Below are 24,405 nucleotides of genomic sequence, written 5' to 3'. Positions count from 1 at the left end.
GCTTGGGCCGGCCTAGAACCGGTGCGTGATGCCCAGCGTCAGCGCCGAGGTGCCGCCATTGGCCGCCGTCGTGCCCGTGTAGCCGTTGGCCAGCCGTTGCGGACTCGACGGGTTCTTCTTGTGCAGCTTGGCGTAGCCGACGGTGAACTTGGTGCGCTTGGACAGGAAGTAGTCGTAGGTCGCACCGATCACCGACGCATCGTTGTTGACCGGCATCTTGTCGTTCTTGCGCACATAGGAGACCGTCACCGCGGACACCCCGATCGGGATGTAGACCCCGAGCAGCAGGTCGTTGTTGTCCTTGGTCTTGATGCCGGCCACGGTGTTGCGCGCAGAATTCTCCGCGTACGCGATGTAGGCCCGTGCGACGTCGAAGTCGTAGTTGGCCGCCACGATGGTGCTGCGCGAATCCACGTCCTGCACCGCCGAGGTGTAGGCGTTGGTCGCCTGGTGCGAGAGCTCGACGACCAGCGGCCCCTCGCCATAGCCGACGTTCCAGCCGGTGGCGTTGTTGCGCGAACTGCCCTCGGTGGACTCGCCGAAATAGTGCGCCACCGCGCCGTAGAAGCCGCTGCGCGCATAGGTCCAGGGATCGAAGCCCGGCGTGTTGTAGATCACGCCGTTGTTCAGGCGCACGCCGTGGCTCTCCATCAGGTTCGTGCTGGTCAGCACCGAGTAGGTGCCGCTGGGGTCGGCCACCAGCGCCAGCGTGGCGAAGGCCGGCGTGTAGACCCGGCCCGCGCGCACCGTGCCCCAGTCGCCCTGCAGCCCGACGAAGGCCTGCTTGTCGAAGAAGGTCGTCCCGCCGGCCATCGTGCCGGTGTCGGCATTGAAGCCGTTCTCCAGCTTGAAGATCGCCGCCAGCCCGCCGCCCAGGTCCTCCCTGCCGCTGAACATGAAGGACGAGGGGCCCGTCAGGGCCGTGCGCACCACGCCATCGCCTCCGCTGTTGAAACCCAATCCACCGTAGACGGAGCCGGAGAGCCGGATCGACGACTGCGCGTACGCAGAGCCGGCCGAGGCCGCCAACACCATCCAAGTCACCACCATTTTCTTCATCACGAAATTCCTTGACTGAAATCGATGCGAACAAATGGACAAAGGCCAGCCCCGGAAAGCCCAGCAAGCGCTTCCGCACTCGCGGTCTTCCCGGGCACTGGCCCAGCCGCGTGACAACGAGAGAAAGATCAGTGAGCCGCGAACTCGGGCTGACTGATGAAGCGACTTCGGTGGAAGTCGGTGTTGCCCAGCGTCATCTCAATGGCGGTCAGCCGCTTGAAGTAATGTGAGATGGACATCTCGTTGGTCATGCCCATTCCGCCGTGCATCTGGACGGCCTGTTGGCCGACGAATTTCAAGGCCTTGCCCACGCGCACCTTGGCCGCCGAGACCAGCTTGCGCCGCTCGGCCGCCGAGGCGGTCTGGACCTTGACCGCGGCCAGGACCGTGATCGACCGGGCCTGCTCCTGATGGATGTACATGTCGGCCATGCGGTGCTGCAGCACCTGGAAGGTGCCGATCGGCACGCCGAACTGCTTGCGCGTCTTGAGGTAGTCGAGCGTGAGCGCGTTGGCCGCCTCGATCGCACCGACCGCCTCGGCGCACAGCAGCGCCACGCCGAAGTCGGTCACGGCCTCGAGGATCTCCCAGCCCTGCCCGACCGGGCCGATGGCATCCGACGCGGCGACGCGCACCTTCTCGAAGCGCAGGTCGGCGCCACGCTGGCCGTCGAAGGTGCGGTAGTCGGTGACCGTCAGGCCCGGCGCATTGCGCGGCACGTACAGCAGCGTGATGCCGTCGACGTCGCGCTGCTCGCCGCCGGTGCGCACCGAGACCACGAAGCCTTCGGCCTGGCCGCCATGCACCACCGCGCACTTGGCGCCGTCGAGCACGAAGCCGTCGCCGTCCTGGCGCGCGAGGGTGCCGATGTTGGACAGCTCGTGGCCCGAACCGTTCTCGCTGAGCGCGCAGGCCAGCTTGAGATCGCCCGTGGCCACGCGCTCGAGCAGCGGCTGGTGGGCGCCGCCGAGCTTGAGGAACTCGGCTGCCAGCACGGTCGCGAAGTAGGGCTCGACCACCAGGCCGCGGCCGATTTCCTTCATCACGATCATCAGGTCCTCGGAGCTGCCTCCCATGCCGCCCGCGTCCTCGGGCACCGCGAGCGCGAGCGCACCGAGTTCGGCCAGCGCGGCATAGGCCGAGGCGGAAGCCCCGGTCTCGGAATGGATGATCTTCTGGCGGGCCTCGAAGGCGTAGTCTTTTTCGATCCAGCGGCGCAGCGAGTCGGAAAACTGCTGCTGTTCTTCGGAAAGGCGGAAGTCCATGGTCGTCTCCTTAAAGGCCCAGAATCATTTTGGAAATCACGTTGCGCTGGACCTCGTTGGAGCCACCGAAGATCGTGATCTTTCGCAGGTTGAAGTAGTGCGCGGCCAGCGGGGCGATGTCGTCCTGGCCGGTGATGGCATGCGCGCGCTTGCCGTCGAGGTACTCGGGGTCGAAGGCCAGCCCGCCCGGGCCGGCGGCCTCGAGCTGCATCTCGCTGATCTCCTGCGAGATCTCGGTGCCCTTGACCTTGAGCAGCGAGGCCTCGGGGCCGATCTTGCTGCTCGCGCCGTCGGCCACCAGGCCCAGCGCGGTCATCTCCAGCGCCATGAGTTCGATCTCGACGTCGGCGATGCGGGCGGCGAAATGCGGGTCCTGCAGCAGCGGCTTTCCGTTGCGCTGCGCCTGGGTGGCGCGGCGCTTGAGCACCTTGAGCTCGCGCTTGGAATTGCCGATGGCGGCGATGCCGGTGCGCTCGTGGCCCAGCAGGTACTTGGCGTAGGTCCAGCCCTTGTTCTCCTCGCCGATCAGGTTGGCCACCGGCACCTTCACGTTGTCGAAGAAGACCTCGTTGACCTCGTGCGCCTCGTCCAGCGTGATGATCGGGCGCACCGTGATGCCCGGCGTCTTCATGTCGATCAGCAGGAAGGAGATGCCCGACTGCTTGGTGCCTTCGGTGCTGGTGCGCACCAGGCAGAAGATCATGTCGGCATGCTGGCCCAGGGTGGTCCAGGTCTTCTGGCCGTCGACGATGTAGTGGTCGCCCTGGCGCACCGCGCGGGTCTTGAGCGAGGCCAGGTCCGAACCCGCGCCCGGCTCCGAGTAGCCCTGGCACCACCAGTCCTCGGCGTTGTAGATGCGCGGCAGGTAGTGCTGCTTCTGCTCCTCGCTGGCGAAGCCCAGCAGCACCGGCGCCAGCAGGTTCAGGCCGAAGGACAGGGTGGGCGGCGCATAGGCCAGCGCGTACTCCTCGGCCCAGATGTGGCGCTGCATCGCGCTCCAGCCGGTGCCGCCGTACTGCACCGGCCAGCCCGGCGCGATCCAGCCCTTCTTGGCCAGGATCTTGTGCCAGCGCACCGCGTCCTCGCGCTGCAGGTGGCGGCGCGCGCGCACCTTGTCGCTGAGCTCCTTGGGCACGTTCTCGCGAAAGAAGGTCTGCACTTCTTCGCGAAAACGAAGGTCTTCCTCTTTGTACTCCAGATCCATGATCGACTCCTTGGTTGAAAAATTGGGCAAAGCCTTCCCCGGAGGCGGCCCGAAGGCCGTCTCTGAAGCGGACGTTGCGTGGACTTATTTCGTGGTGTTCAGGTCGCTGAACCTGCGGCCGCTGGCCACCAGTTCCTCGAGCAGCTTCGAGGGCTTGAACTGCGGCCCGTAGCGGGACTCGAACTCCTGCATCTTGGCCAGCACCTTGGGCAGGCCCACGGCATCGCCGTAGGCCATCGGGCCGCCGCGGTAGACCGGCCAGCCGTAGCCGTTGACCCAGACCACGTCGATGTCCGAGGCGCGGATCGCGATGCCCTCCTCCAGGATCTTGGCGCCCTCGTTGACCATCGGGTAGATGCAGCGCTCGAGGATCTCCTCGTCGGAGATCTCGCGCGTGGCGATGCCCTTCTTCTGCGCGAAGGCACGGATCGCGTCCTCGACCAGCTTCGACGGCACCGCCGTGCGCTTCTCGTCGTAGTCGTAGAAGCCCGCGCCGGTCTTCTGGCCGCGCCGGTCCATCTCGCACAGCACCTCGCGCAGGGTCGAGCCCGAGGACTTCTCCTTGTTCCAGCCCAGGTCCAGGCCGGCGAGGTCGCTCATCGCGAACGGGCCCATCGGGAAGCCGAAACCGTAGAGCACGCGGTCGACCGCCCAGGGCATCGCGCCCTCGAGGATCAGCTGGTTGGCCTCGCGCTGGCGCTGCGCCAGGATGCGGTTGCCGACGAAGCCCTGGCACACGCCCACCAGCACCGCGACCTTGCCGATCTTCTTCGCCAGCTGCATCGAGGTGGCGATCACGCTGTCGGAGGTCTTGTCGCCGCGCACCACTTCCAGCAGCTTCATCACGTTGGCCGGCGAGAAGAAGTGCAGGCCGATCACCGATTCGGGCCGCGCGGTGGCCGAGGCGATCTGGTTGAGGTCCAGCGCCGAGGTGTTCGACGCCAGGATCGCGCCGGGCCTGGCGATGCGGTCGAGCCGGCCGAAGATGTCCTTCTTCACTTCCATGTTCTCGAACACCGCCTCGATCACCAGGTCGCTCTGCGCCAGGTCTTCCAGCGCCAGCGAACCGCTGACCAGCGCCATGCGCTGTTCGATCGCCTCCACCTTGAGCCGCCCCTTCTTGGCGGTGTTCTCGTAGTTGGTGCGGATGGTCTTCAGGCCGCGGTCCAGCGCCTCCTGCCGGGTCTCGACGATATGGACCGGGATGCCCACGTTGAGGAAGTTCATCGCGATGCCCGCGCCCATGGTGCCGGCGCCGATCACGCCCACCGTCCTGACCGGCAGGATCGCCGCGTCCTTCGCCAGCCCGGGCACCTGCCAGGCCTGGCGCGAGGCGAAGAAGTAGTGGCGCTGCGCCGCCGACTGCTCGCCCTTGAGCAGTTCGGCGAACAGCCGGCGCTCGAGCTGCAACCCCTCTTCGAAAGGCAGCCGCACCGCGGCCTCGATGCACTGCACGATCTTCTCGGGCGCCTCGAAGCCGCGGAACTTCTTCGCATTGGCCTGGCGGAAGGCATCGAAGAGCTCGGGGCGCGCGCGCGCGGCCTCGACCTTCTCGTTCAGGTCGCGCACCTTGCGCAACGGCCGCTTCTCGGCCACCACGCGCCGGGCCAGCGCGATGGCCGCGCCCTGCAGGTCGTCCTCCGGCGCGAGTTCGTCGATCAGCCCGCTCTGCAGCGCATCGGCGGCCTTGACCATCGCACCCGAGGTGATCAGCTCCAGCGCCACCTCGGGCCCGACGATGCGTGGCAGCCGCTGCGTGCCGCCCGCGCCGGGCAGCAGGCCGATGTTCACTTCGGGCAGGCCCATGCGCGCACTGGGCACCGCGATGCGGTAGTGGCACACCAGCGCGGTCTCGAGCCCGCCGCCCAGCGCCGTGCCGTGGATCGCGGCCACCACCGGCTTGGGCGAATCTTCCAGCACCCGCAGCACCTCGGCCAGGCCCACGCCGGCCGGCGGCTTGCCGAACTCTGTGATGTCGGCGCCCGCGATGAAGGTGCTGCCGTCGCAGCGCAGCACGATCGCGCTCACCGCGGGATCGGCGATCGCCGACTGCGCCGCGGCATGGATGCCGTCGCGCACCGCCGCCGACAGAGCGTTGACGGGCGGGGAATCGAGCACGATCACCCCGACGCCGTCGATGATGGAATAGCTCGTCACGTTGTTGATCTTGGCCATGGATGTCTCCTGTGGAATGCGGTCTCTCAATAGATCTCGAACAGCCCGGCCGCACCCATGCCGCCGCCGACGCACATCGTCACCACGCCGTACCTGGCGCCGCGGCGCTTGCCCTCGATCAGCACATGGCCGGCCATGCGCGCGCCCGACATGCCGAAGGGATGGCCGATGGAGATCGAGCCGCCCGAGACGTTGAGCCGGTCGTTCGGGATGCCCAGCCTGTCGCGGCAATAGAGCACCTGGCAGGCGAAGGCCTCGTTGAGCTCCCAGATGCCGATGTCGTCGATCGACAGCCCGTGCAGCTTGAGCAGCTTCGGGATCGCGAACACCGGCCCGATGCCCATCTCGTCGGGATTGCAGCCGGCCACCGCCATGCCGCGGTAGGCGCCCAGCGGCGCCATGCCGCGGCGCTGGGCCTCCTGGGCCTCCACAAGCACCATGGCCGAGGCCCCGTCGGACAGCTGCGAGGCATTGCCCGCGGTGATGAAGCGGCCCTGCTTGACCACCTGCCCGTCCTTGAACACCGGGTTGAGCTTCTGCAGGTCTTCCAGCGTGGTGCCGGGGCGGTTGCCTTCGTCGGCCGAAATGGTCATGGGCTTCTCCGACACCGCGCCCGAGACCTTGTGGGTGAGCGTCATCACCGTCGACATGGGTGCGATCTCGGCGTCGAAGCGCTTCTCGCGCTGCGCCTGGGCGGTGCGGGCCTGCGACTCGACCGCGTAGGCGTCCTGCTCCTCGCGCGAGATGCCGTAGCGCTCGGCCACGATCTCGGCGGTCTCGATCATCGCCATGTAGAGCTGCGGGATGTTGGCCTGCAGGTAGGGGTCGCGCGCCCGGTGCGTGTTGGGCTTGCCCGACTGCACCAGCGAGATCGACTCCAGCCCGCCGCCCACGGTCACCTGCATGCCGTCGACCACGATCTGCTTGGCGGCGGTGGCGATGCCCATCAGGCCCGAGGAGCACATGCGGTCGATGGTCATGCCCGCGACGGTCTGCGGCAGGCCCGCGCGCAGCAGGCTCTGGCGCGCGGTGTTGCCGCCGCTCGTGCCCTGCTGGGCCGCGCAGCCCATGACCACGTCCTCGATCAAGGCGGGGTCGATGTCGGCGCGCTGGACCGCATGCGAGATCGCATGCGCGCCGAGCTCCTGCGCCTGGGTGTTGTTGAACGCACCACGAAAGGCCTTGCCGATCGGGGTACGGGCGGTCGAAACGATCACGGCTTCACGCATGTCTGACTCCTGTCCATTCAATGAGAAAAAAACGTCGATGAGAAGATTTCGGCGCAAGGCCTCCCCGGCGCCCGCGCGGGGCGACTTGAAAAACCATCGCTGAGTGGAAAAAGGACGGGCTCTTCAGCCCGCCATGAAAGAGCTAAGCAGGCTGGCGGCTGGTGTCCTTGGCGGTCGCGAGGAACTGCTGCAGGTTGTCCCGAATGGCCTTCTTGTTGTACTTGCCGACGCTGGTCTTGGGGATCGCCGGCGTGATCGCCACCAGCCGCGGCAGCATCCACTTGGTGATCTTCCCGGTGTCCACCCCGTGCTCGATCAGGAAGTCGACCACGTCGTTCTCGGTCGCGTCCGAGCCGGGCCGCAGGCTCACCAATGCCATCGGCACCTCGCCCCAGACCGGGTCGGGCACGCCGACCACCGCCGCCTCGACCACGAAGTCGGCCATGGCGATCAGGTTCTCGAGCAGCACCGTGGGCACCATCTCGGCGCCGCTGCGGATCACGTCCTTGAGGCGGTCGGCGATGATCACGAAGCCCTCCTCGTCGACCTTGGCCAGGTCGCCGGTGTGGAACCAGCCGTCGTACCAGACCTCGGCGGTGCGCTCGGGCGCCTTGTAGTATTCCTTCATCACCCAGGGCCCGCGGATCACGATCTCGCCCACGGTCTTGTTGTCCCACGGCACCGGCACGCCCTGGCCGTCGACCACCTCAACCTCCAGCCCCAGCGACGGCAGCCCGGTCTTGACCATCACCTCGTCGATCGCCTCCTTGGGCCACTGCACCATGTGCTTCTTGACGAAGGCGCCGATCGACACCGGCGCGGTCTCGGTCATGCCGTAGCCCGAGCCGGCGCGGAAATGCGGGATGGCCTTCTCGAGCTTGGTCTTCAGGCCCAGCGGCAGCGCACCGCCGCCCACGCCCACGTTGACCAGGCTGCTCAGGTCGTACTTGTCGAAGTCCTTGAACTCCAGCAGCATGGCCGCGATGGTCGGCACGATGCCCACCGAGGTGACCTTCTCGCGGTCGACCAGCTCGCAGAAGCCGCGCACGGTGAAGGTGCCGGGCAGCACCACCTTCTGCGCGCTGAACACCGTGGTGAAGGGCGCACCCCAGCCGTGGATGTGGAACAGCGGCGTGTTGAGCATCGGCACAGCGTTCTCGCCCAGCCGCTCGACCGCGACGAAACCCGGCGTGTTGACGATGCTCTGGCGCGCCATGCCGTGCAGCGTCATCAGGTAGAGCTGGCGGTGGGTGAAGTTCGCGCCCTTGGGCTGGCCGGTGGTGCCGGTCGTGTAGCACAGCGTGGCGGTGGTGTCCTCGGCCAGGTAGGGCCAGTCGAAGTCCCTGGCTTCGCCCGCGATCAGCGTCTCGTACTCGATCAGGTTGGGCAGCTTTGTCTCGGGCAGGCCGGGCTTGTCCGACATGTAGACGAACACCTGCACCGTGTCCTTGATGCGCTCGTAGATGTTCTCCAGCAGCGGCAGCACCACGTCGTCGACGAAGATCACCGAGTCCTGCGCGTGGTTGATCGTGTAGACGATGTGGTCCTCGGACAGCCGGATGTTGATCGGGTGCAGCGTGGCGCCGATGCAGGGCACGGCGTAGTAGAGCTCGAGGTGGCGATGGGTGTTGTAGGCCATCGTGCCCACGCGGTCGCCGAGCGCGCCCGGCGTGCCCGGCTTGACGCCGAGCCGGCCCTGCAACGCATGCGAGAGCTGGCACACGCGCTCGTACCAGGCGCGCCAGGTGAAGCGCTGGTAGTCGCCCGTCACGTGGTTGCGGTACACCACGCCGATCTGGTCGGGGTAGTAGCGCACCGGGCGCTTCATGAAGGTCGTCAGCAGCAGCGGGTAATTGGTGCTGAACTCGGGGAAGGTCTGGGCAGCCATGGGGTCTCCGTTGGGGGTGTTCACGTGTACAGGTGGCAGGCCACGGCATGGCCGCCGCCGTGCTCGCTCATGGCCGGGTCCTGCGTCCTGCACTTGTCCATCGCGGCCGGGCAGCGGGTGTGGAAGCGGCAGCCCGACGGAATGCGCAGCGGGCTCGGGATCTCGCCCTTGAGCACGATGCGTTCCTTGTCGCGCTCGGCGTCCACGTCGGCCACCGGCACCGCCGACAGCAGCGCCTGGGTGTAGGGATGCTTGGGGCTCTTGTAGAGGTCGTCGCGCGAGGCGATCTCGACCACCCGGCCCAGGTACATCACGGCGATGCGGTCGCTGATGTGGCGCACCACCGCCAGGTCGTGGGCGATGAAGACGTAGGTCAGGCCCAGGCGCTTCTGCAGGCTCTTGAAGATGTTGATGACCTGGGCCTGGATCGACACGTCGAGTGCCGACACCGGCTCGTCGCAGACGATCAGGCTGGGCTCAAGCGCCAGCGCGCGCGCGATGCCGATGCGCTGGCGCTGCCCGCCCGAGAATTCGTGCGCGTAACGGTCGGCCATGTCCGGCAGCAGGCCGACCATGCGCAGCAGTTCGGCGATGCGCTGGTCGTACTTCTCGCGGTCCTTGTCCAGGCCGTGCACCTCGAGCGGCTCGCCGATGATGTCGCGCACCTTCATGCGCGGGTTGAGCGAGCCGTACGGGTCCTGGTAGACCATCTGCACGCGGCGGCGGAACTGCTTGACCTGGTCGCGCGAGAAGCTGGTCACGTCCTGCCCTTCGAACAGGATGCGGCCGCTGGTGGTCGCGAGCATGTGCATCAGCGCCAGCCCGGTGGTGGACTTGCCGCAGCCGCTCTCGCCCACCACGCCCAGGGTCTCGCCACGCTTGACCGAGAACGACACGCCGTCCACGGCCTTGACCGTGGCGACCTGCTTCTTGAACACCACGCCCTTCATCACGGGAAAGTGGATCTGCAGGTTTTCGACTTTCAGGATGTCTTCCATGACGCCTTCTTCAGATGGGTTGGAACGGAGACGACGTGCTTCAGGTGTTGAAGCAGGCCTTGACGTGGGACTCGCCCACAGGGGTCAGCGGCGGACGCGCCGCGGCGCATTCGGCCGTGGCCTGCCGGCAGCGCGGGCCGAAGGCGCAGCCCGCGGGCAGTGCCGAGAGATCCGGCGGCATGCCCTCGATGGCCTGCAGCGGCTGGTCGGTGTCGCTGTCGATGCGCGGGATCGAGGCCAGCAGGCCGCGCGTGTAGGGATGGGTCGGCCGGTTGAAGATCTCGCGCGCCGGGCCCTGCTCGACGATGCGCCCGCCGTACATCACGGCCACGCGGTCGGCATAGCGCGCGACCACGCCCATGTCGTGGGTGATCAGGATCATCGAGGTCTGCGCCTTGCGTGTGAGCTGCTTGAGCAGGTCGAGGATCTGCGCCTGCACGGTCACGTCGAGTGCGGTGGTCGGCTCGTCCGCGATGATCAGCCGCGGGTCGCAGGCCAGCGCCATCGCGATCATCGCGCGCTGGCGCATGCCACCCGAGAACTGGTGCGGGTAGGCCGACAACCGGTTCTGCGCGTCGGGGATCTGCACCATGCTCAGCAGGTCGCGGGCGTTGCGGTAGGCCTCGGCCCAGGAGGCGTTGCGGTGCAGGTTGATCGGCTCGGCGATCTGCTTGCCGATGGTGATCGACGGGTTGAGCGAGGACATCGAGTCCTGGAAGATCATCGCGATGCGGTTGCCGCGCACCGCGCGCATCTCCTCGTCGCTGAGCTTGAGCAGGTCCCGGCCGTCGAACAGGATCTCGCCGCGCTCGATGCGCCCCGGCGGCGAGGCGATCAGGCGCAGGATGGACATCGCGGTCACGCTCTTGCCCGAGCCCGACTCGCCGACGATGGCCAGCGTCTCGCCGGCGTTCACGTCGAACGAGACGCCGTCGACCGCGGTGACCATGCCGCGTTCGGTCCTGAAGCGGGTGGTGAGGTTTCTGACCTGCAGAACGGGAGTGGCCATGGTGGCCTCCTTTGCAATCGTGGGCTGGCGCTTCGCGGGTGCCGCGAAGCGGGCGTGGCTTCTCTGGCTCAGAAACCCATCTTCTTTTTCATGTCCTGGTCGATCCAGACCCGGGCATGGATCGGCGCATTGCGGCCGGCGCCGACGAAGAGCTCGCCGCCGTAGTTCCGCACCCAGGGCCACCAGGCCGTGTAGCGGTAGGGCGCGGGCATCCAGATGGCCGGGGCCTGCTCGAGGATGAAGGCCGTGCTCTCGCGCAGGATCTGCTGGCGCTTGGCCTCGTCGCGCTCGCCCAGCGCATCGACCACGCGCGCATCGAACTTGGGGTCGTCCCACATCGGCGCGTTGTAGACCTGGCCCTTGCCGTAGTTGATGCGCAGCGAGGTGGTCGGGTTGACGTCGGGGATGGTCGTCAGGTAGCCCGCGCCGTTGGTGTGGGTGGTCATGGCCGACAGGTGCGCGCCGTATTCCATCGGCACGATCTCCATCTTCACGCCCACCATCTCGAGGTAGGCCGCGACCAGTGGCATCAGCTCCATCTGCTCGGCGTTGCAGGTGCAGATCTGCATCTTGAAGGCGAAGCCCTTGGGGTAGCCGGCCTCGGCCAGCAGCTTCTTCGCCTTGGCCGGGTCGTACTTGAACAGTTCCTGTACCGCGGGCGGCATGTCCTTGAGCGGCGTGTGGTAGCCCACGTACTCGGGATGCATCGGGAACACGAACATCTCGGCCTCGCCGCCGTAGAACTTGTCGATGACTTCCTGCTTGTTCACCGCCATGTTGAGCGCGCGGCGCACGCGCACGTCGGTGAAGGGCTTGGTGTCGACGCGCAGCGCGACGCGCGCGGCCGAGGTGCTGAGCCAGCGGTTCCACTTGACCTGCGGCGCGGTCTTCTTGAGTTCCTTCGCGGCCTCGGAGGAGATCGAGGACAGGATGTCGAGCTTGCCGGTGCGCAGCGCGGCCTGCTGCGTGGCCTCGTCCTTGATCACGCGGTGGACCAGCTTGTCGACGAAGGGCAGCTTGTAGGCGGTGCCGTTGATGGTTTCCTTGTCCCAGTACACCGGGTTCTTGGTGAAGGTCAGCGAGTTGCCCTGCGCCACGTTGCCGAGCATGAAGGGCCCGGTGCCGTTGACGTTCTTCCAGTTGCCCGGGCCCGCATCGACCACTTCCTTGGGCACGATGCCCGAGAAGAAGCCATTGCCGAAACGGTAGTCCCAGTCGGCCAGGAACTTGTTGAAGGTGAAGACCACCGTGTCCTTGTCCTTGGCGCTGACCTTGTCGATGTGGTCGTAGTAGCCCTGGGTCTTCTTGGCGCTGGTGTTCATGCGGTTGAAGCTGAACACCACGTCTTCGGCGGTGAGCTCGCGCTCGGGCATCACGCCGGCCTTGGCCGGGAACTTCACGCCCTTGCGCAGCTTGATCTCCAGCACCAGCGGCGTGACCCACTCCCAGCTCTCGGCCAGTTCGCCGCGGATCGCGTCGCTGGGCTGCCAGCCGCTGATGGTGAACGGGTACTTGCCGCCGCGGCTCTTGGCCTTGCCCAGGTCGACCGAGAACAGCTGCTCGTAGAACTGGCCGGTGTCGCGCGTCTGCAGCGTGGCCTGCCAATCGGCCAGGTCCCACGACAGGGTCGTGACGCCGGTGCTGGTGGTGGCGATGTCGAGCGTGCCACCGTACTTGGGCGTGTCGGTCGACGCCTGCGCCATCGCCTGGCCGGCCACCGTGGCCAACGCCATGCCCGTGATGCCTGCGAGCAAAGTCCTGATCATCTTCATTGCCTGTGTCTCCTTCTGTTTTGGGGTGGGGTGCGGGGGCTCAGCGCGAGCCGCGCATCCGCGGATCGAGCATGTCGCGCAGCGCATCCCCGAACACGTTGATCGCGTAGACGACCAGGGTCAGGCACAGGCCGGGCGCCAGCGCGAGCCAGGGACCCTGCAGCATGTAGGTGCGGCCGTTGCCCGAGAGCATCCCGCCCCAGGTCGGGTATGGCGGCGGCACGCCCAGGCCCAGGAAGGACAGGCCCGACTCGGCCAGGATGGCCGTGCCCACACTGGAGGTGAACAGCACGATCAGCGGCGCGATCACGTTGGGCAGCACGTGGCGCCAGAGGATGCGCGGGGCCGAGGCGCCGATGGACTTGGCGGCGTGGATGTACATGTCCTCGCGCACCGAGACCACCGCGCTGCGCACGATGCGCGAGCCGCCGATGCCGATCAGCAGGCCCAGCGTGATGATGATCTGGGTGATGCCCGAGCCGAACACCGAGGCCACGACGATCAGCACGATCAGGCCCGGAAAGCTCATCCACGCATCGACGAAGCGCTGCACCACCATGTCGACCTTGCCGCCGAAGTAGCCCGAGACGATGCCGATGGTGGCCGAGATGAAGGTCGAGATGGCCGCCACCAGCAGGCCGATGACCACCGAGATCTGCGCGCCGTAGATGCAGCGCGACAGCAGGTCCCGGCCCAGGTTGTCGGTGCCGAAGGGGTGCCCCCATGAAGGCGACTGCAGCCGCGCGCCCATGTCCACCTCGTTCATGCCGTAGGGCGCCAGCACATCGGCGAACAGGCCGAAGAACAGGAACACCAGCGCGATCACCGCACCGGCCGCGCCCAGGCGTTTCTCGCGGAACAGCTTGCGCACGAACCAGCGCAGCTGGCTCTTCTTCGTGCTCGCCGGGCGGCCGCTGGCGGCCGGCTTCGGCGCCGGCACCACGGGCGCAACGGTCACGGCGGGATGGGCTTGCATCTTGGCTTCCATTAGCGCTGCCTCACTTTGGGATCGATCAGGCCGTAGCTCAGGTCGACCAGCAGGTTGATCAACATCACGGTCAGGCCGACCACGAAGAAGACGCCGGTGACGACCGGGTAGTCGCGCTGGTTGACGGCGTCGAGCAGCAGCATCCCCATGCCGGGCAGCACGAAGATCTGCTCGAGGATCACGGCGCCGCCGATCAGGATCGGCGCCTGGCTGCCGATCAGCGTGATCACCGGGATCAGGCCGTTGCGCACCGCATGGCGCGTGAGGATCAGTGTTTCCTTGAGGCCCTTGGCGCGCGCGGTTCGGATGTAGTCCTGGCGCAGCACCTCGAGCATCATGGTGCGCGTCATGCGCATCGTGATGGCCGACAGCGACAGGCCCAGGATCACGGCCGGGATGAGCATCTGCTGCAGGTTCTGCAGCGGATCCTCGCGGAAGGGCATGAAGTGGATCTCCGGCGACCAGCCCCACCAGATCGAGGGAAACACCGTGACCATCGTGCCGACCCAGAAGCTCGGCACCGCGAGCATCAGCAGAGAGAACGAGCGCGCGATGTAGTCGCCCGCGGCGTCCTGCTTCACCGCCGAGTACACGCCCACCGGGATCGCCACGCTCAGCGCGATGACCATGGCCAGCAGGCCGAGCTCGAAGGTCACGGGCAGGCGGGTGGCGATCATGCTCAGCACCGAATCGCCCTGCCATAGCGAGTGACCCAGGTCGCCCCTGAAGGCCAGGTCGCCGATCCAGATGCCGTACTGCTTCCACATGGGCTTGTCGAGGCCCAGGGTCTCGAGCAGCTGCTCGCGGGTCAGGTTGTTCGAGCCGGCATCGTTCTGGCTCAGCATCAGGTCGACCACATCGCCCGGCACCATGCGGACGATCACGAAAACAATGACGCTGGCGATGAACAGCGTGGGCAGCAGGGCCAGAAGCCGTCGCAGGATGTAGGTCTGCATCGCCCTACCTTCCGCCGCGTCGCAGGGAAGGAGAAGAAGGCGCGACGGTCAGGCCATCGGCCCGGCGCCGTCGTCTCGCTGCAAGGAGCCGTTCACCGGCCCGCGTTGATTCATCAGTGCTCACCATTTGTCTCCTGTACTTCTTTCGAACCACCGGCGAAGCGCGTCACCCCACGTCGCCGGCTGCTGCCCATCGCGGGCCCCTTGGCTAGGGAACGTACCGAGAAAGCCAATCTGCATCGCCGAACGGCATGAACCGATCCGAGTGCACTGGCAAGCTCGATGAAAGAATCATACCGAGACCACTAAATCGGTCAAACCAATCGCGCCTCATTGACGGATTTCCAGGGTATCCCCCTAGAAATCGGTCGTTTCTTGCATTGCAACAAAGCAGAAGAAAGTCGTCCTTCCAAAAAAATGAATCAGAAAACAACAAACCGAAAACACAAAACAACAGAAGAACTCAGGCCAATAGGCATCCGAGCAAAGACAGGAAACCATCAACATTAAGAACTTCACACTGGAGAAACCGGCATCCAAGGCACTCCTACACATCAAAATCTTGTCCGTGCTAGCATCCTCAAAACCATACCAAGTACACCAATAAGCGTACCCATCAAACATAAGTCGAATCAAGCCCTGAAGGCACAACGAGAGGGGCCTGCAAGTGCTTGTTTATGAATGGTTTTCTCTCCGCCGAGCGCCGCCCTGACACGAGGAACATACCAACATCATGATTTCCACCGCGCCTCCGATGACGGCCGGCACAGAAGGCCGAGCACCGCACCCCATGACAGGCGACCCGAGCATCCCGGCCTGGCCCCTGTCGGGAACGGCACTGTCGGCAGGCAGGCCGTGACAGCGTTCCTTGCGCATGGGCGCATCCGCCTGGCCCTGCACTGCCTGCGCCCTGCCCTTCAGCCCGACAGCCACCCCCTGCTGCTCCTGCATGGCCTGGGCGAATCCCAGGCCGCGCACCTCCCCGCCACCTACGACGGCTGGCCCGGTCCCGTCCACGCCCTCGACTTCACCGGCCACGGCCAATCCTCCATCCCCGCCGGCGGCGGCTACAGCTGCGAAGTCCTCATGGGCGACGTCGACATCGCCCTCGCCCACATCGGCCCCGCCACCGTCTGCGGTCGCGGCCTGGGCGCCTACATCGCGCTGCTCATCGCCGGCGCACGGCCCGAACGCGTGCTCGGCGCCATCCTCCTCGACGGCCCCGGCATGGCCGGCACCTGCAGCGCATCCACCCCCTACATCCCGCTCGTCGACACCACGCAACCCGCGCCGCCCGACCCCTTCGCCATCGCCGAGCTCGCCACCGATGCCCGTCCGCCGGCGTACGCCGCCCATTTCGCCGCGCTCGCCACGCAGCGCTCCCCCCTCCCCCATCCCATTGCGGTCTGCACCCGTGAGCGGCCGCCCTGGCTGCGCGCGGTCATGGACCAACTGGATTGCCAACCCATCGCACCCGCCGATGCAAGGCAGGCCTTCGCCGCCGCGTCGCTCCACACCGCCCACACATGAACAAGCTCGACACCCCCAGCGCCGCCGCGACGATCGAGGGCTCCGCCAGCGACGAGGCGCTCTACAACGAGCAGGTCATGCGCGACCTGCCGCGCAACTTCGCGGCCAACCTGGCGCACGGCATGCTCGGCATGACGGGGTTCCGGCTGATGAGCGCCCCGACCTTCGTGCCCGCCTACATCTACATGCTCTCGGGCTCGAAGGTCGCGGTCGGACTGGCCCTGGGCGCGCAGTTCATCGGCATGGCGCTGTCGTCGATCTGGGGCGCGACGCTGATCGAGCACCGGGACCACGTGATGCGGGTGGTGTATTCGGTCGGCTGGCTCATGCGCCTGCAGATCCTGGGTCTTGCACTCAGCGCCTTCCTGCTCTCGGGCCAGTGGGCGCTGAGCGCCGCCTGCGTCTTCCTCGGACTCTTCGGCTTCTTCGGCGGCATGCAGGGCGTGACCTTCAGCGTGCTGATGTCCAAGGTGATCCCGGTCAACCAGCGCGGGCGGCTCACCGGCATGCGCAACTTCCTCGGCGGGCTGACGGCCTCGGGCGTCGCCTACCTGGGCGGCGAGTACCTCGTGGGCTCCAACGCCTTCGGCAGCGGCTACGGCTCGACTTTCCTGCTGGCCTTCGTGCTCACGAGCGTCGGCATCAGCGCCCTGACCTTCGTGCGCGAGCCCAAGTCGCTGTCGGTGCGCGCCGCACCCTCCAGCCTGCTGCAGCGCCTGGCCGACGTGCCCGCGCTGCTGCGCGCCGACCCGCACTACCGCCGCTTCTTCTTCGCGCGCGCGCTGGCCGCGCTGGGCACGTCGGCCGTGCCCTTCTATATCCTGCACGTGGGCAAGTACGTGAGCCTCTCCGGCGCGGCCCTGGGCTACTTCTCGCTGGCCTTCCTGCTCTCGCAGACGATCAGCAACCTGCTGTGGGGCAAGATCGCCGACCGCCACGGCTACCGCCTGGTGTTCATCCTCAGCGTCTGCGTGTGGTCGAGCGCCACGCTGCTGCTGATCCTGGGCGCCTCGATGCCGGTGTTCATCCTGGCCTTCTGCGGCCTCGGGGCAGGCTTTGGCGGCTACCAGGTCGCGGCGCAGAACTTCGTGCTGGAGTTCGGCAAGGCGCACGAACTGCCCATGCTCATCGCCGTGTCCGACACCGCATCGCACCTGATGATGGCGCTGGGCCCGCTCATGGGTGGCCTCATCGCCACGACCTGGGGCTACCCGCCCATCTTCTGGCTGGCGCTCGGTTTCAAGGCCCTGGCGATCGCCATGGTCCTACGCATCGAGGAACCCCGGCATCGGCGGCGGCGGGAGGCGCAGCAGGCGGTTTGAGGGGGCGTGCCGGGGAACCGGGCGCATCGCCTGCCGACGGTGCGCGGCGCGATCGACCGCGGCTGCACGAGCGCTCGGGACCGCACGAGGTCCCGCCCGCAAGCCTTCGACTCGAGGGCGCTGCAGGGCCTGCGCGCTGCGCCTCCTGCGCCCCGGGGCGACAGCTGACAGCCTTCTGAAAGCTTCCTTCGCGCAGTATCGGCAACTCCTCCAACAATCAGAGACACCCCACATGTTCGACAACGCACCCGCCGTGAGCGAAGCCACGCACCCTTCCCGCAGGACCTTGCTCCAGTTCGCCGGCGCGCTGGGCCTGGGCGGCGCGTTGCCGGCGGCCTCGCTGGCACAGCCGGCCTGGCCCAGCAAGTCGATCCGCTTCGTCGTGCCCTTCGCACCGGGCGGCAGTTCGGAGATCGTGGCGCGCTCGACCGCGGCCGAGCTGTCGAACACGCTGGGCCAGAGCGTCTTCGTCGACAACAAGCCCGGTGCGGCGGGCAACATCGCGATGTCGGAAGTGGCGCGCAGCGAAGACCAGCACACGATCATCCTGGGCCACATCGGCACGCTGGCCGTCAACCCCTACATCTTTGACAAGCTGCCCTACGACGCCAACAAGGACTTCAAGCCGGTGAGCCTGCTGGCCAAGGTGCCGAGCCTCTACGTGGTGCACCCCGACGTGCCGGCGAAGAACCTCACCGAGTTCATCGCCTACGCGAAGAAGAACCCGGGCAAGCTCAGCTACGGCTCGGCAGGCAACGGCAGCGCGGGCCACCTGGCCTTCGAGTACCTCAAGATCACCTCGGGCGTGTTCATGCTGCACGTGCCCTACCGCGGCACCGGCCCCATGCTGACCGACCTGCTCTCGGGCCGACTCGAGGCCTCTGCCATCGGCGCGGCCGCGATCATCCCCTTCATCAAGGCCGGCAAGGTGCGCTGCATCGCCACCGGCTCGGCCAAGCGCCTGCCCCAGCTGCCCGACGTGCCGACCGTGGCCGAGCAAGGCTTTCCCGGCTTCGAGATGACGCAGTGGTACGGCATGCTGGCGCCGGCCAACATGCCGGCCGCCCACATCGCCAAGCTGTCGCAGGAGACGATGAAGGCGGCCAAGACCTCGGCCGTGATCGAGCGGCTGCGCGGCGATGCGGCCGAGTCCGTGGGCGACAAACCCGAGGAGTTCGCCAAGTTCATCGCCATCGAGCAGGAGCGCTGGAAGAAGGTGATCGCGCGCGCGAACATCAAGCCGGACTGAAGGCTGCGCGCTGCGGGGCCCGCTGCCGGCTATCGCTTCGGTGCGGCCCTCTTTGCCGAGGGACGCTGAGGTTTCATCGGCCGCGGCCCACCGCAGCGCAGGAAGGTCTCGTCGGTGCGCCGCACGGACGCCGCCTCCAGCCGGTCCAGCGCGTCGATGCGTTCGCTGGCACGCGAGCGCTTGCGCAGTGTCTTGTTGTCCGCCGCATCTGCCTTGTCGGGCGTCTTTTCCGCGTTCATGCGCTGCTCCTGCGCAAGCCCTGCCCGGCCCTCAACTCCTTGCCTTGCGTGTGCCCGCGCTCGCGAACAGCTTGACCATCTCGCGGTCGAAGGCCGGCAGGTCGTCCGGCTTGCGGCTGGTGACCAGCTGGGGCGCCACCACCACCTCCACATCGCGCCACTCGGCGCCTGCGTTCTCGAGATCGACGCGCAGCGAGGGCCATGAGGTCACCTGCTTGCCCTTCACGCCCCCGGCGTTGATCAGCGTCCAAGGCCCGTGGCAGATCGCGGCGATGGGTTTTCCGGCTTCCACGAAAGCCTTGACGAAAGCGATGGCGCGCTCGTCGATGCGCAGCGCGTCGGGGTTCACGACGCCGCCGGGGAGCAACAACGCGTCGTAGTCGGCCGGCTTGGCGTGCTTCAGGGCGACGTCGACCTCGAAAATATCCGCCGGGTCGTGGTGCTTCCAGCCGCGCACGCTGCCATCCATCGGCGAGACGATCGCGGTCTCGGCGCCCTGCGCGATCAATGCCTGGCGCGGGTCGGTCATCTCGACCTGTTCGAAGCCGTCGGTCACCAGGATGGCGACCTTGAGGCCGGCGAGGGCGTTGTGTGAGGTTGTCGTTGTGCTCATGGGGCACCTTCCATGTCTAGGGGTTTGGGGTCGAATGTCCAAGAACTCAAGCTACTCCGCTGAACATGACGCCGTATCAGCGCAGGGGCGGCCTGCGTGTCGGACGTTTCGACGGTGTGGGTCGAGCCACGAGGCCGCTGCACGCCGCCAAGGCCGGCGAGGCCCCGGCGCCTTCGGAGCGCCGTGCCGTGTCCTCCGGCCACCTCGCGCTTCGAGCGCGCTGGTCCTACGCAAGGCGTTGCGACCCAGGCGGATGTTCCAGTTCCCACGCACACAACGGAACACCCCATGACCACCCCCCGCGCCCCCGCCGATGCCTGCAGCCTGCTCGATGCCGACCACCGTGCCGTCAAGAAGCTCTTCAAGGAGTTCGAGCCCCTGGCCGAATCCAAGGCCAAGACGGCGCCTGCCAAGCGCCGCCAGCTGGCGGACCAGATCTGCCTGGAGCTCAGCGTCCATGCGCAGATCGAGGAAGAGATCTTCTACCCGGCCCTGCGGGCCGCGGCGAAGGCCGAGGACCTGCTCGACGAGGCCGAGGTCGAGCATGCGAGCGCCAAGGACCTGATCGCCCAGATCCGCGACGGCGACGAGAACGACAGCAAGTGGTGCGCCAAGGTCATCGTGCTCGGCGAGTACATCGACCACCATGTGAAGGAAGAGCGCAACGAGATCTTCGTGAAGGCACGGGCCGCCCGCAACCTGGACCTGGTCGCCATGCGCCACGAGCTGCAGGCCCGCAAGGAAGAACTCATGTCCGAAATGGCGGTCGCCGCCTGACGAGGAGCCCCGGCGCGCTGAAGAAGCAGCCGTTCACTCGAACACATCCAGGAGATGCCATGACCCAGCGCAGAGGACCCCAGCGGCCCGGCAGCCCCGATCCCAAGGAGGTGCCGACGCCGCGGGCGGGCAGCAACCCCGACGGGAAGACTCCTGCGGAGTTGCCTACGGATACGCGGCAGCCGGACAAGAAGCGGTAGCGGCCGTGCCGGCAAACCGTGGCGTTGGGAGCAACGCGCCAAGCGCGCGACGGTTAGCCGAAAGGACAAGCAGTCGAATGGACCGGGGCCAAGGGGAAGCGACTCCCTCCAAGGCCAAACCCGCTTCAGGGCGGCCTGCTGCCGAAGGCCTCGCGGCGTTGCGCAACGGCGATCTCGCCGACGATCTTCCTGAACGCCAGGAACCGCGCGCCGCAGACCTGGCATTGGTAGGCCCTGACGCCCGGCAGCAGTCGCATCCAGGGGCTGCGCTTGACCCGTTCGAGCCGTTGCGGCGCGCAGGCGCACCGACGTTTCAGGAACTGCAATTCACTCTCCTTGAACTTCCGCCCGGCGCTGTGGCGCGCCGGCATGGTCAGCAGAAACGTCGGCCTGCCTTGAATGACCACGGACCACCGTAACAGGCCCGCGCGGCGGCGGAAGCCTTTGCCGGGTTTGTCGAAGGGTGAAGAAACAGGATGTGCCCAGCCCTGGCAACCCTGGCGCCGCGCACATCGAAGGCGGCGCGAGCACCGATTCACGGCAGGCGACCGCGCGCTCGGCCTTGCTGCAGCACATTGGCGATGGTCAAAGGTGCAGCAACACGGTCGCCGCGCGCGCCGACATCACCCCCCACACACGGCCAGGCCACGCCCCCGATCTGCAGGGTTTGCAGCGTTGCGATCGCCTCCGCCGCGACGCTAGCATCGCGCCATGCGCATCCTGCTCGCGGAAGACGAACACAGCCTCGGCACCTGGCTCAGCCGCGCGCTCGAGCGCGCGGGCATCCAGGTCGAATGGGTCGACGACGGGCGGCTGGCCGACCAGGCCCTGCAGGCCCGCGACCACGACGCGGTGGTCCTCGACCTGGGCCTGCCCGGCATGGACGGCCACACCGTGCTCGAGCGGCTGCGCAAGCGCGACCAGCGCCTGCCCGCGCTGATCCTCACGGCGCGCGATTCGCTGACCGAGCGAGTGGGCTCGCTCAATGCCGGTGCCGACGACTTCCTCGCCAAGCCCTTCCAGCTGGCCGAGCTCGAGGCGCGGCTGCATGCGCTGGTGCGCCGCGCGCGCGGCATCGAGCATCCGCGGCTCGCCTGCGGGCCGCTGGTGTTCGACGGCACCAAGCGGCAATTCCACCTCGACGGCGAAGTGCTCGCGCTGTCGCCGCGCGAGCTGTCGGTGCTGCGCGTGCTGGCCCAGCGCAGCGGCGAGCCGCTGTCGAAACAGCAGATCCTCGACCGCGTGTTCTCCGACGAGGAAGACATCCATCCCGAGGCTGTCGAGGTGATCGTGCACCGGCTGCGCAAGCGCCTCGAAGGCAGCGCCGTGCGCATCGTCACCATGCGCGGGCTGGGCTACGCGCTGGAAGCGAGCTAGGTGCCCGCCTCCAGCCTCGGCGTGCATCGCCTGCGCCCCGCGCGCGCCTGGTTCCAGCGCGCGAGCCTGTGGCAGCGCCTGGCGCTGATGCTGGTGCCGGCGCTGCTGATCGTCACCGCCTCCGAACTCTGGCTCACGCGCCACGACGCATTGGGCGCCGCCAACGCCGCCTACGACCGCTCGGTGCTGGGCGCGCTCAAGGCCATCGATGCCAACATCTCGACCGCCTCGGGCGGCCTGTCGGTCGAGCTGCCGTACACGATGTTCGAGTTCTTCGAGCTCACGGCGAGCGGGCGCGTGTACTTCCGCGTCGCGACCTCCGACGGCCTGGTCGAGCTGGGCAGCGCCGACCTGCCCGAGCCGCCCACCGCGCTTGCGCCCGGCGTGCCGGTGTTCTACGACGCCGAGTACTTCGGCGAGCCCGTGCGCTTCGCGGCCTACCGCCGCGCGCTCGACCTCCCCTCGGCAAAGGAGGACGGCGGCCGCAGCGTGCTGGTGCAGGTGGGCGAGAGCACCAAGTCGCGCCAGGACTTCACCGCGCGCTTCGTGCGCCGCGCCGCGCTGCGCGACTCCCTGGTGCTGGCCGCGCTGATGCTCGCCACCTCGCTTGGCCTGGTCGCGGCGCTGCGACCCTTGCGCCGCTTTGCGCGCGAAGTGCAGGCGCGGCACCCCGACGACCTCACGCAGATCGAGGAAGTGGCCATCCCCGCCGACATCCGGCCGCTGGTGAGCGCGGTGAACCAGCACATGGCGCGCACCAAGGCGCTGGTGACGCAGCAGCGCCAGTTCCTCGACGATGCCTCGCACCAGCTGCGCACCCACCTGACCACCTTGCAGATGCAGGCCGACTACGCGCAGCGCGAGGACGACCCGAAGGAACTCAAGGCCGCGCTCGAAGGCATGCGCATCGAGATCGGCCGTGTGACGCGCACCACCCAGCAGTTGCTGGCCCTGGGCCGCTCCGACACCGCGTCGCTCGAGCTCGAGACGGTCGACCTGGCCGAACTGCTGCGCGAGGTGGCGCTGGGCCTGCTGCCGATGGCGCGCGCCAGGCACATCGACCTCGGCATCGCCCCGCTCGCGCTGCATGGCCCCGCGGTGGCCGACGCCGCCCTGCTGCGCGAGGCGCTGGGCAACCTGGTGGCGAACGCGCTGATCTACACGCCCGAACACGGCAAGGTCACGCTCGATGCGCGCGACGACGATGCCGCGCAATGGCAGCTCAGCGTGGAAGACAACGGCCCCGGCATGAGCGAGGACGAGCTGGCCTCGATTGGCCAACGCTTCCGCCGCGGCCGGCGCGCGGCACAGGGTGGCTCGGGCCTGGGTCTGGCCATCGCGGCCTCGATCGCGCAGCGGCATGGGGGCGGGTTACGGCTGGGCGGCGTGAACGACGGCGACGACAAGAACGACAACACAGGCCTGCGCGCGAGCCTCTGGTGGCCCAAGCTGCCCGCGTCGGCTGTGACGGCGATGACAAACAAGGAGCCGATGGCATGACCTCGTTGTCGTTCATGCGCCAGCGGCGCACCCTCCTGCTGCGCGCAGGCGCCTCGCTGCTGCTGCCCCTGCCCGGCGCCGCCCTGTACGCCCAACCCCAGGACCCGAGCCTCGCGCCCGCCGAATGCGTGATCCCCGCCAAGGCCGGCGGCGGCTTCGACCTGACCTGTGCGCTGGCGCGCGACGCACTGCAGATCGTGCGCCCCACGCGCCCGCCGCTGGTCCAGCGCTTCATGCCCGGCGGCATCGGCGCCGTAGCCTTCGACCGCATGGCCACGGGCCGCATGGGTGGGACGGACCTGCTGGTCGCCTTCTCCAGCGGCTCGCTGCTCAACATCGCCCAGGGCCGCTTCGGCCCGCACCCCGCCAACGCCGTGCACTGGCTCGCCACGCTGGGCACCGACTACGGCGTGGTGGCCGTGCACCGCGACTCGCCCTACAAGACGCTGCAGGACGTGATGAGCGCCATCCGCCGCGACCCTTCGGGCGTGGTCTTCGGCTCGGGCGGCACCGTGGGCAGCCAGGACTGGGTGAAGTCCGCCCTGCTGGTCCGCGCCGCCGGCCGCGACCCCAAGGCCATGCGTTTTGTCTCCTTCGAAGGCGGCGGCGACGCGCTGGCCGCGCTGCAGGGCAAGCACGTCGACGTTTTCCCGGGCGACGCCGCGGAAGCGCTTCAGGCCATCGCGGGCGGCGCCGCGGTGCGCATCGTCGCGGTGCTGTCGGCGACCCGCCTGGGCGATGCGCTCCAGGGCGTGCCCACCGCGCGCGAGCAGGGCGTCGAGATCGTCTGGCCGACCGTGCGCGGCGTGTACATCAGCGCCAACGTGTCCCAGGAGGCGGCTCGCCAATGGGCCGCGGCCTTCCAGGAGGCGCTGGCCTCGCCGCAGTACGCAGCCCTGCGGAGCCGGCATCGGCTCTATCCGTACTCCCTGACGGGGCCCGCCATGGACGACTTCGTGGCGCGGCAGTTGGCCGCCTACAGGGAGATGGCCAGCACGCTGGGCCTGCGGCGCTGGGACCGATAGCACAGCCATGAGCCATCACGGGAAGATGGC

Annotated in this window: 21 protein-coding genes; 7 read left to right on the top strand and 14 right to left on the bottom strand. The window is 67.7% G+C overall.

Annotation, left to right across the window (positions count from 1 at the left end; all coding sequences use genetic code 11):
• Window positions 1-12 precede the first annotated feature (12 nt).
• The 11 genes from K0H49_RS30285 to K0H49_RS30235 all read right to left on the bottom strand — a co-directional run bounded on the left by K0H49_RS30285 (window position 13) and on the right by K0H49_RS30235 (window position 14,543).
• Window positions 13-1,059 (bottom strand): porin, encoded by a 1,047-nt coding sequence (locus tag K0H49_RS30285; protein WP_219220727.1) that lies wholly within the window; start codon window positions 1,057-1,059, stop codon window positions 13-15.
• 128 nt (window positions 1,060-1,187) lie between these two features.
• Window positions 1,188-2,324, bottom strand: coding sequence for an acyl-CoA dehydrogenase family protein (locus tag K0H49_RS30280; protein WP_219220725.1), 1,137 nt, complete (start codon window positions 2,322-2,324; stop codon window positions 1,188-1,190).
• A gap of 10 nt (window positions 2,325-2,334) precedes the next feature.
• Window positions 2,335-3,528: an acyl-CoA dehydrogenase family protein gene (locus K0H49_RS30275; protein WP_219220723.1), complete on the bottom strand. Its 1,194-nt coding sequence runs from the start codon at window positions 3,526-3,528 to the stop codon at window positions 2,335-2,337.
• 84 nt (window positions 3,529-3,612) lie between these two features.
• Window positions 3,613-5,703: a 3-hydroxyacyl-CoA dehydrogenase NAD-binding domain-containing protein gene (locus K0H49_RS30270; protein WP_219220721.1), complete on the bottom strand. Its 2,091-nt coding sequence runs from the start codon at window positions 5,701-5,703 to the stop codon at window positions 3,613-3,615.
• Window positions 5,704-5,729: 26 nt separating this feature from the next.
• Complete coding sequence (locus tag K0H49_RS30265; protein WP_219220719.1) at window positions 5,730-6,932, bottom strand: acetyl-CoA C-acyltransferase; 1,203 nt, start codon at window positions 6,930-6,932, stop codon at window positions 5,730-5,732.
• Window positions 6,933-7,074: 142 nt separating this feature from the next.
• On the bottom strand, window positions 7,075-8,820 hold the full coding sequence (locus K0H49_RS30260; RefSeq protein WP_219220717.1) for a long-chain-fatty-acid--CoA ligase: 1,746 nt from the start codon (window positions 8,818-8,820) through the stop codon (window positions 7,075-7,077).
• 20 nt (window positions 8,821-8,840) lie between these two features.
• A complete protein-coding gene (locus tag K0H49_RS30255) occupies window positions 8,841-9,818 on the bottom strand; it encodes an ABC transporter ATP-binding protein (protein ID WP_219220714.1) in 978 nt (325 codons plus the stop codon).
• Window positions 9,819-9,858: 40 nt separating this feature from the next.
• Window positions 9,859-10,827: an ABC transporter ATP-binding protein gene (locus K0H49_RS30250; protein ID WP_219220712.1), complete on the bottom strand. Its 969-nt coding sequence runs from the start codon at window positions 10,825-10,827 to the stop codon at window positions 9,859-9,861.
• A gap of 68 nt (window positions 10,828-10,895) precedes the next feature.
• Window positions 10,896-12,599, bottom strand: a complete 1,704-nt coding sequence (locus K0H49_RS30245; protein WP_219220710.1) for an ABC transporter substrate-binding protein — start codon at window positions 12,597-12,599, stop codon at window positions 10,896-10,898.
• A 40-nt stretch (window positions 12,600-12,639) separates the two neighbouring features.
• Complete coding sequence (locus tag K0H49_RS30240; RefSeq protein ID WP_219220709.1) at window positions 12,640-13,575, bottom strand: ABC transporter permease; 936 nt, start codon at window positions 13,573-13,575, stop codon at window positions 12,640-12,642.
• Window positions 13,576-13,586: 11 nt separating this feature from the next.
• On the bottom strand, window positions 13,587-14,543 hold the full coding sequence (locus K0H49_RS30235; RefSeq protein ID WP_219220706.1) for an ABC transporter permease: 957 nt from the start codon (window positions 14,541-14,543) through the stop codon (window positions 13,587-13,589).
• Window positions 14,544-15,398: 855 nt separating this feature from the next.
• On the opposite strand from K0H49_RS30235, the gene K0H49_RS30230 reads away from it, so the two are divergent.
• From K0H49_RS30230 to K0H49_RS30220, 3 genes are all read left to right on the top strand, one after another.
• Window positions 15,399-16,073 carry an alpha/beta fold hydrolase gene (locus K0H49_RS30230; protein WP_219220704.1) on the top strand — a complete coding sequence of 225 codons (675 nt, stop codon included), beginning with the start codon at window positions 15,399-15,401 and terminating at the stop codon, window positions 16,071-16,073.
• Window positions 16,070-17,395, top strand: coding sequence for an MFS transporter (locus tag K0H49_RS30225; RefSeq protein ID WP_219220703.1), 1,326 nt, complete (start codon window positions 16,070-16,072; stop codon window positions 17,393-17,395). The genes K0H49_RS30230 and K0H49_RS30225 overlap by 4 nt, the downstream gene beginning before the upstream one ends.
• A 232-nt stretch (window positions 17,396-17,627) precedes the next feature.
• A complete protein-coding gene (locus K0H49_RS30220; protein ID WP_219220701.1) occupies window positions 17,628-18,644 on the top strand; it encodes a Bug family tripartite tricarboxylate transporter substrate binding protein in 1,017 nt (338 codons plus the stop codon).
• A gap of 29 nt (window positions 18,645-18,673) precedes the next feature.
• Here the strand turns inward: K0H49_RS30220 and K0H49_RS30215 are convergent, their stop codons facing one another.
• Window positions 18,674-18,883, bottom strand: a complete 210-nt coding sequence (locus K0H49_RS30215; RefSeq protein WP_219220700.1) for a hypothetical protein — start codon at window positions 18,881-18,883, stop codon at window positions 18,674-18,676.
• Between the two features lie 31 nt (window positions 18,884-18,914).
• Complete coding sequence (locus K0H49_RS30210) at window positions 18,915-19,496, bottom strand: type 1 glutamine amidotransferase domain-containing protein (protein ID WP_219220697.1); 582 nt, start codon at window positions 19,494-19,496, stop codon at window positions 18,915-18,917.
• A 288-nt stretch (window positions 19,497-19,784) separates the two neighbouring features.
• On the opposite strand from K0H49_RS30210, the gene K0H49_RS30205 reads away from it, so the two are divergent.
• Window positions 19,785-20,273, top strand: a complete 489-nt coding sequence (locus K0H49_RS30205) for a hemerythrin domain-containing protein (protein WP_219220695.1) — start codon at window positions 19,785-19,787, stop codon at window positions 20,271-20,273.
• A 325-nt stretch (window positions 20,274-20,598) separates the two neighbouring features.
• Here the strand turns inward: K0H49_RS30205 and K0H49_RS30200 are convergent, their stop codons facing one another.
• The gene (locus tag K0H49_RS30200) at window positions 20,599-20,880 is read right to left on the bottom strand and encodes a hypothetical protein (protein WP_219220692.1); all 282 of its coding nucleotides are present in this window, start codon (window positions 20,878-20,880) and stop codon (window positions 20,599-20,601) included.
• Window positions 20,881-21,184: 304 nt separating this feature from the next.
• Between K0H49_RS30200 and K0H49_RS30195 the strand changes: the two genes are divergently transcribed.
• From K0H49_RS30195 to K0H49_RS30185, 3 genes are all read left to right on the top strand, one after another.
• Window positions 21,185-21,850, top strand: coding sequence for a response regulator (locus K0H49_RS30195; RefSeq protein WP_219220690.1), 666 nt, complete (start codon window positions 21,185-21,187; stop codon window positions 21,848-21,850).
• Window positions 21,851-21,937: 87 nt separating this feature from the next.
• Window positions 21,938-23,350, top strand: a complete 1,413-nt coding sequence (locus K0H49_RS30190; RefSeq protein ID WP_219220803.1) for a sensor histidine kinase N-terminal domain-containing protein — start codon at window positions 21,938-21,940, stop codon at window positions 23,348-23,350.
• Window positions 23,347-24,375: a Bug family tripartite tricarboxylate transporter substrate binding protein gene (locus tag K0H49_RS30185; RefSeq protein WP_257625322.1), complete on the top strand. Its 1,029-nt coding sequence runs from the start codon at window positions 23,347-23,349 to the stop codon at window positions 24,373-24,375. Before K0H49_RS30190 ends, K0H49_RS30185 begins: the two co-directional genes overlap by 4 nt.
• Window positions 24,376-24,405: the final 30 nt, after the last annotated feature.

It is taken from the genome of Variovorax boronicumulans (assembly GCF_019352895.1).
Taxonomy (GTDB): Bacteria; Pseudomonadota; Gammaproteobacteria; order Burkholderiales; family Burkholderiaceae_C; genus Variovorax; species Variovorax boronicumulans_A.
The sequence above is the reverse complement of the archived record's forward strand: the minus strand, read 5'-3'. Positions and strand labels throughout refer to the sequence as shown.

What these genes read in the sequence shown, in the direction of transcription:
- K0H49_RS30205 (WP_219220695.1), top strand. Translation starts at nt 19,785, where the DNA reads ATGACCACCCCCCGCGCCCCCGCCGATGCCTGCAGCCTGCTCGATGCC.
- K0H49_RS30195 (WP_219220690.1), top strand. Translation starts at nt 21,185, where the DNA reads ATGCGCATCCTGCTCGCGGAAGACGAACACAGCCTCGGCACCTGGCTC.
- K0H49_RS30235 (WP_219220706.1), bottom strand. Translation starts at nt 14,543, where the DNA reads ATGCAGACCTACATCCTGCGACGGCTTCTGGCCCTGCTGCCCACGCTG.
- K0H49_RS30270 (WP_219220721.1), bottom strand. Translation starts at nt 5,703, where the DNA reads ATGGCCAAGATCAACAACGTGACGAGCTATTCCATCATCGACGGCGTC.
- K0H49_RS30245 (WP_219220710.1), bottom strand. Translation starts at nt 12,599, where the DNA reads ATGAAGATGATCAGGACTTTGCTCGCAGGCATCACGGGCATGGCGTTG.
- K0H49_RS30275 (WP_219220723.1), bottom strand. Translation starts at nt 3,528, where the DNA reads ATGGATCTGGAGTACAAAGAGGAAGACCTTCGTTTTCGCGAAGAAGTG.
- K0H49_RS30210 (WP_219220697.1), bottom strand. Translation starts at nt 19,496, where the DNA reads ATGAGCACAACGACAACCTCACACAACGCCCTCGCCGGCCTCAAGGTC.
- K0H49_RS30280 (WP_219220725.1), bottom strand. Translation starts at nt 2,324, where the DNA reads ATGGACTTCCGCCTTTCCGAAGAACAGCAGCAGTTTTCCGACTCGCTG.
- K0H49_RS30185 (WP_257625322.1), top strand. Translation starts at nt 23,347, where the DNA reads ATGACCTCGTTGTCGTTCATGCGCCAGCGGCGCACCCTCCTGCTGCGC.
- K0H49_RS30220 (WP_219220701.1), top strand. Translation starts at nt 17,628, where the DNA reads ATGTTCGACAACGCACCCGCCGTGAGCGAAGCCACGCACCCTTCCCGC.
- K0H49_RS30225 (WP_219220703.1), top strand. Translation starts at nt 16,070, where the DNA reads ATGAACAAGCTCGACACCCCCAGCGCCGCCGCGACGATCGAGGGCTCC.
- K0H49_RS30265 (WP_219220719.1), bottom strand. Translation starts at nt 6,932, where the DNA reads ATGCGTGAAGCCGTGATCGTTTCGACCGCCCGTACCCCGATCGGCAAG.
- K0H49_RS30190 (WP_219220803.1), top strand. Translation starts at nt 21,938, where the DNA reads ATGCTGGTGCCGGCGCTGCTGATCGTCACCGCCTCCGAACTCTGGCTC.
- K0H49_RS30255 (WP_219220714.1), bottom strand. Translation starts at nt 9,818, where the DNA reads ATGGAAGACATCCTGAAAGTCGAAAACCTGCAGATCCACTTTCCCGTG.
- K0H49_RS30250 (WP_219220712.1), bottom strand. Translation starts at nt 10,827, where the DNA reads ATGGCCACTCCCGTTCTGCAGGTCAGAAACCTCACCACCCGCTTCAGG.
- K0H49_RS30260 (WP_219220717.1), bottom strand. Translation starts at nt 8,820, where the DNA reads ATGGCTGCCCAGACCTTCCCCGAGTTCAGCACCAATTACCCGCTGCTG.
- K0H49_RS30215 (WP_219220700.1), bottom strand. Translation starts at nt 18,883, where the DNA reads ATGAACGCGGAAAAGACGCCCGACAAGGCAGATGCGGCGGACAACAAG.
- K0H49_RS30285 (WP_219220727.1), bottom strand. Translation starts at nt 1,059, where the DNA reads ATGAAGAAAATGGTGGTGACTTGGATGGTGTTGGCGGCCTCGGCCGGC.
- K0H49_RS30240 (WP_219220709.1), bottom strand. Translation starts at nt 13,575, where the DNA reads ATGCAAGCCCATCCCGCCGTGACCGTTGCGCCCGTGGTGCCGGCGCCG.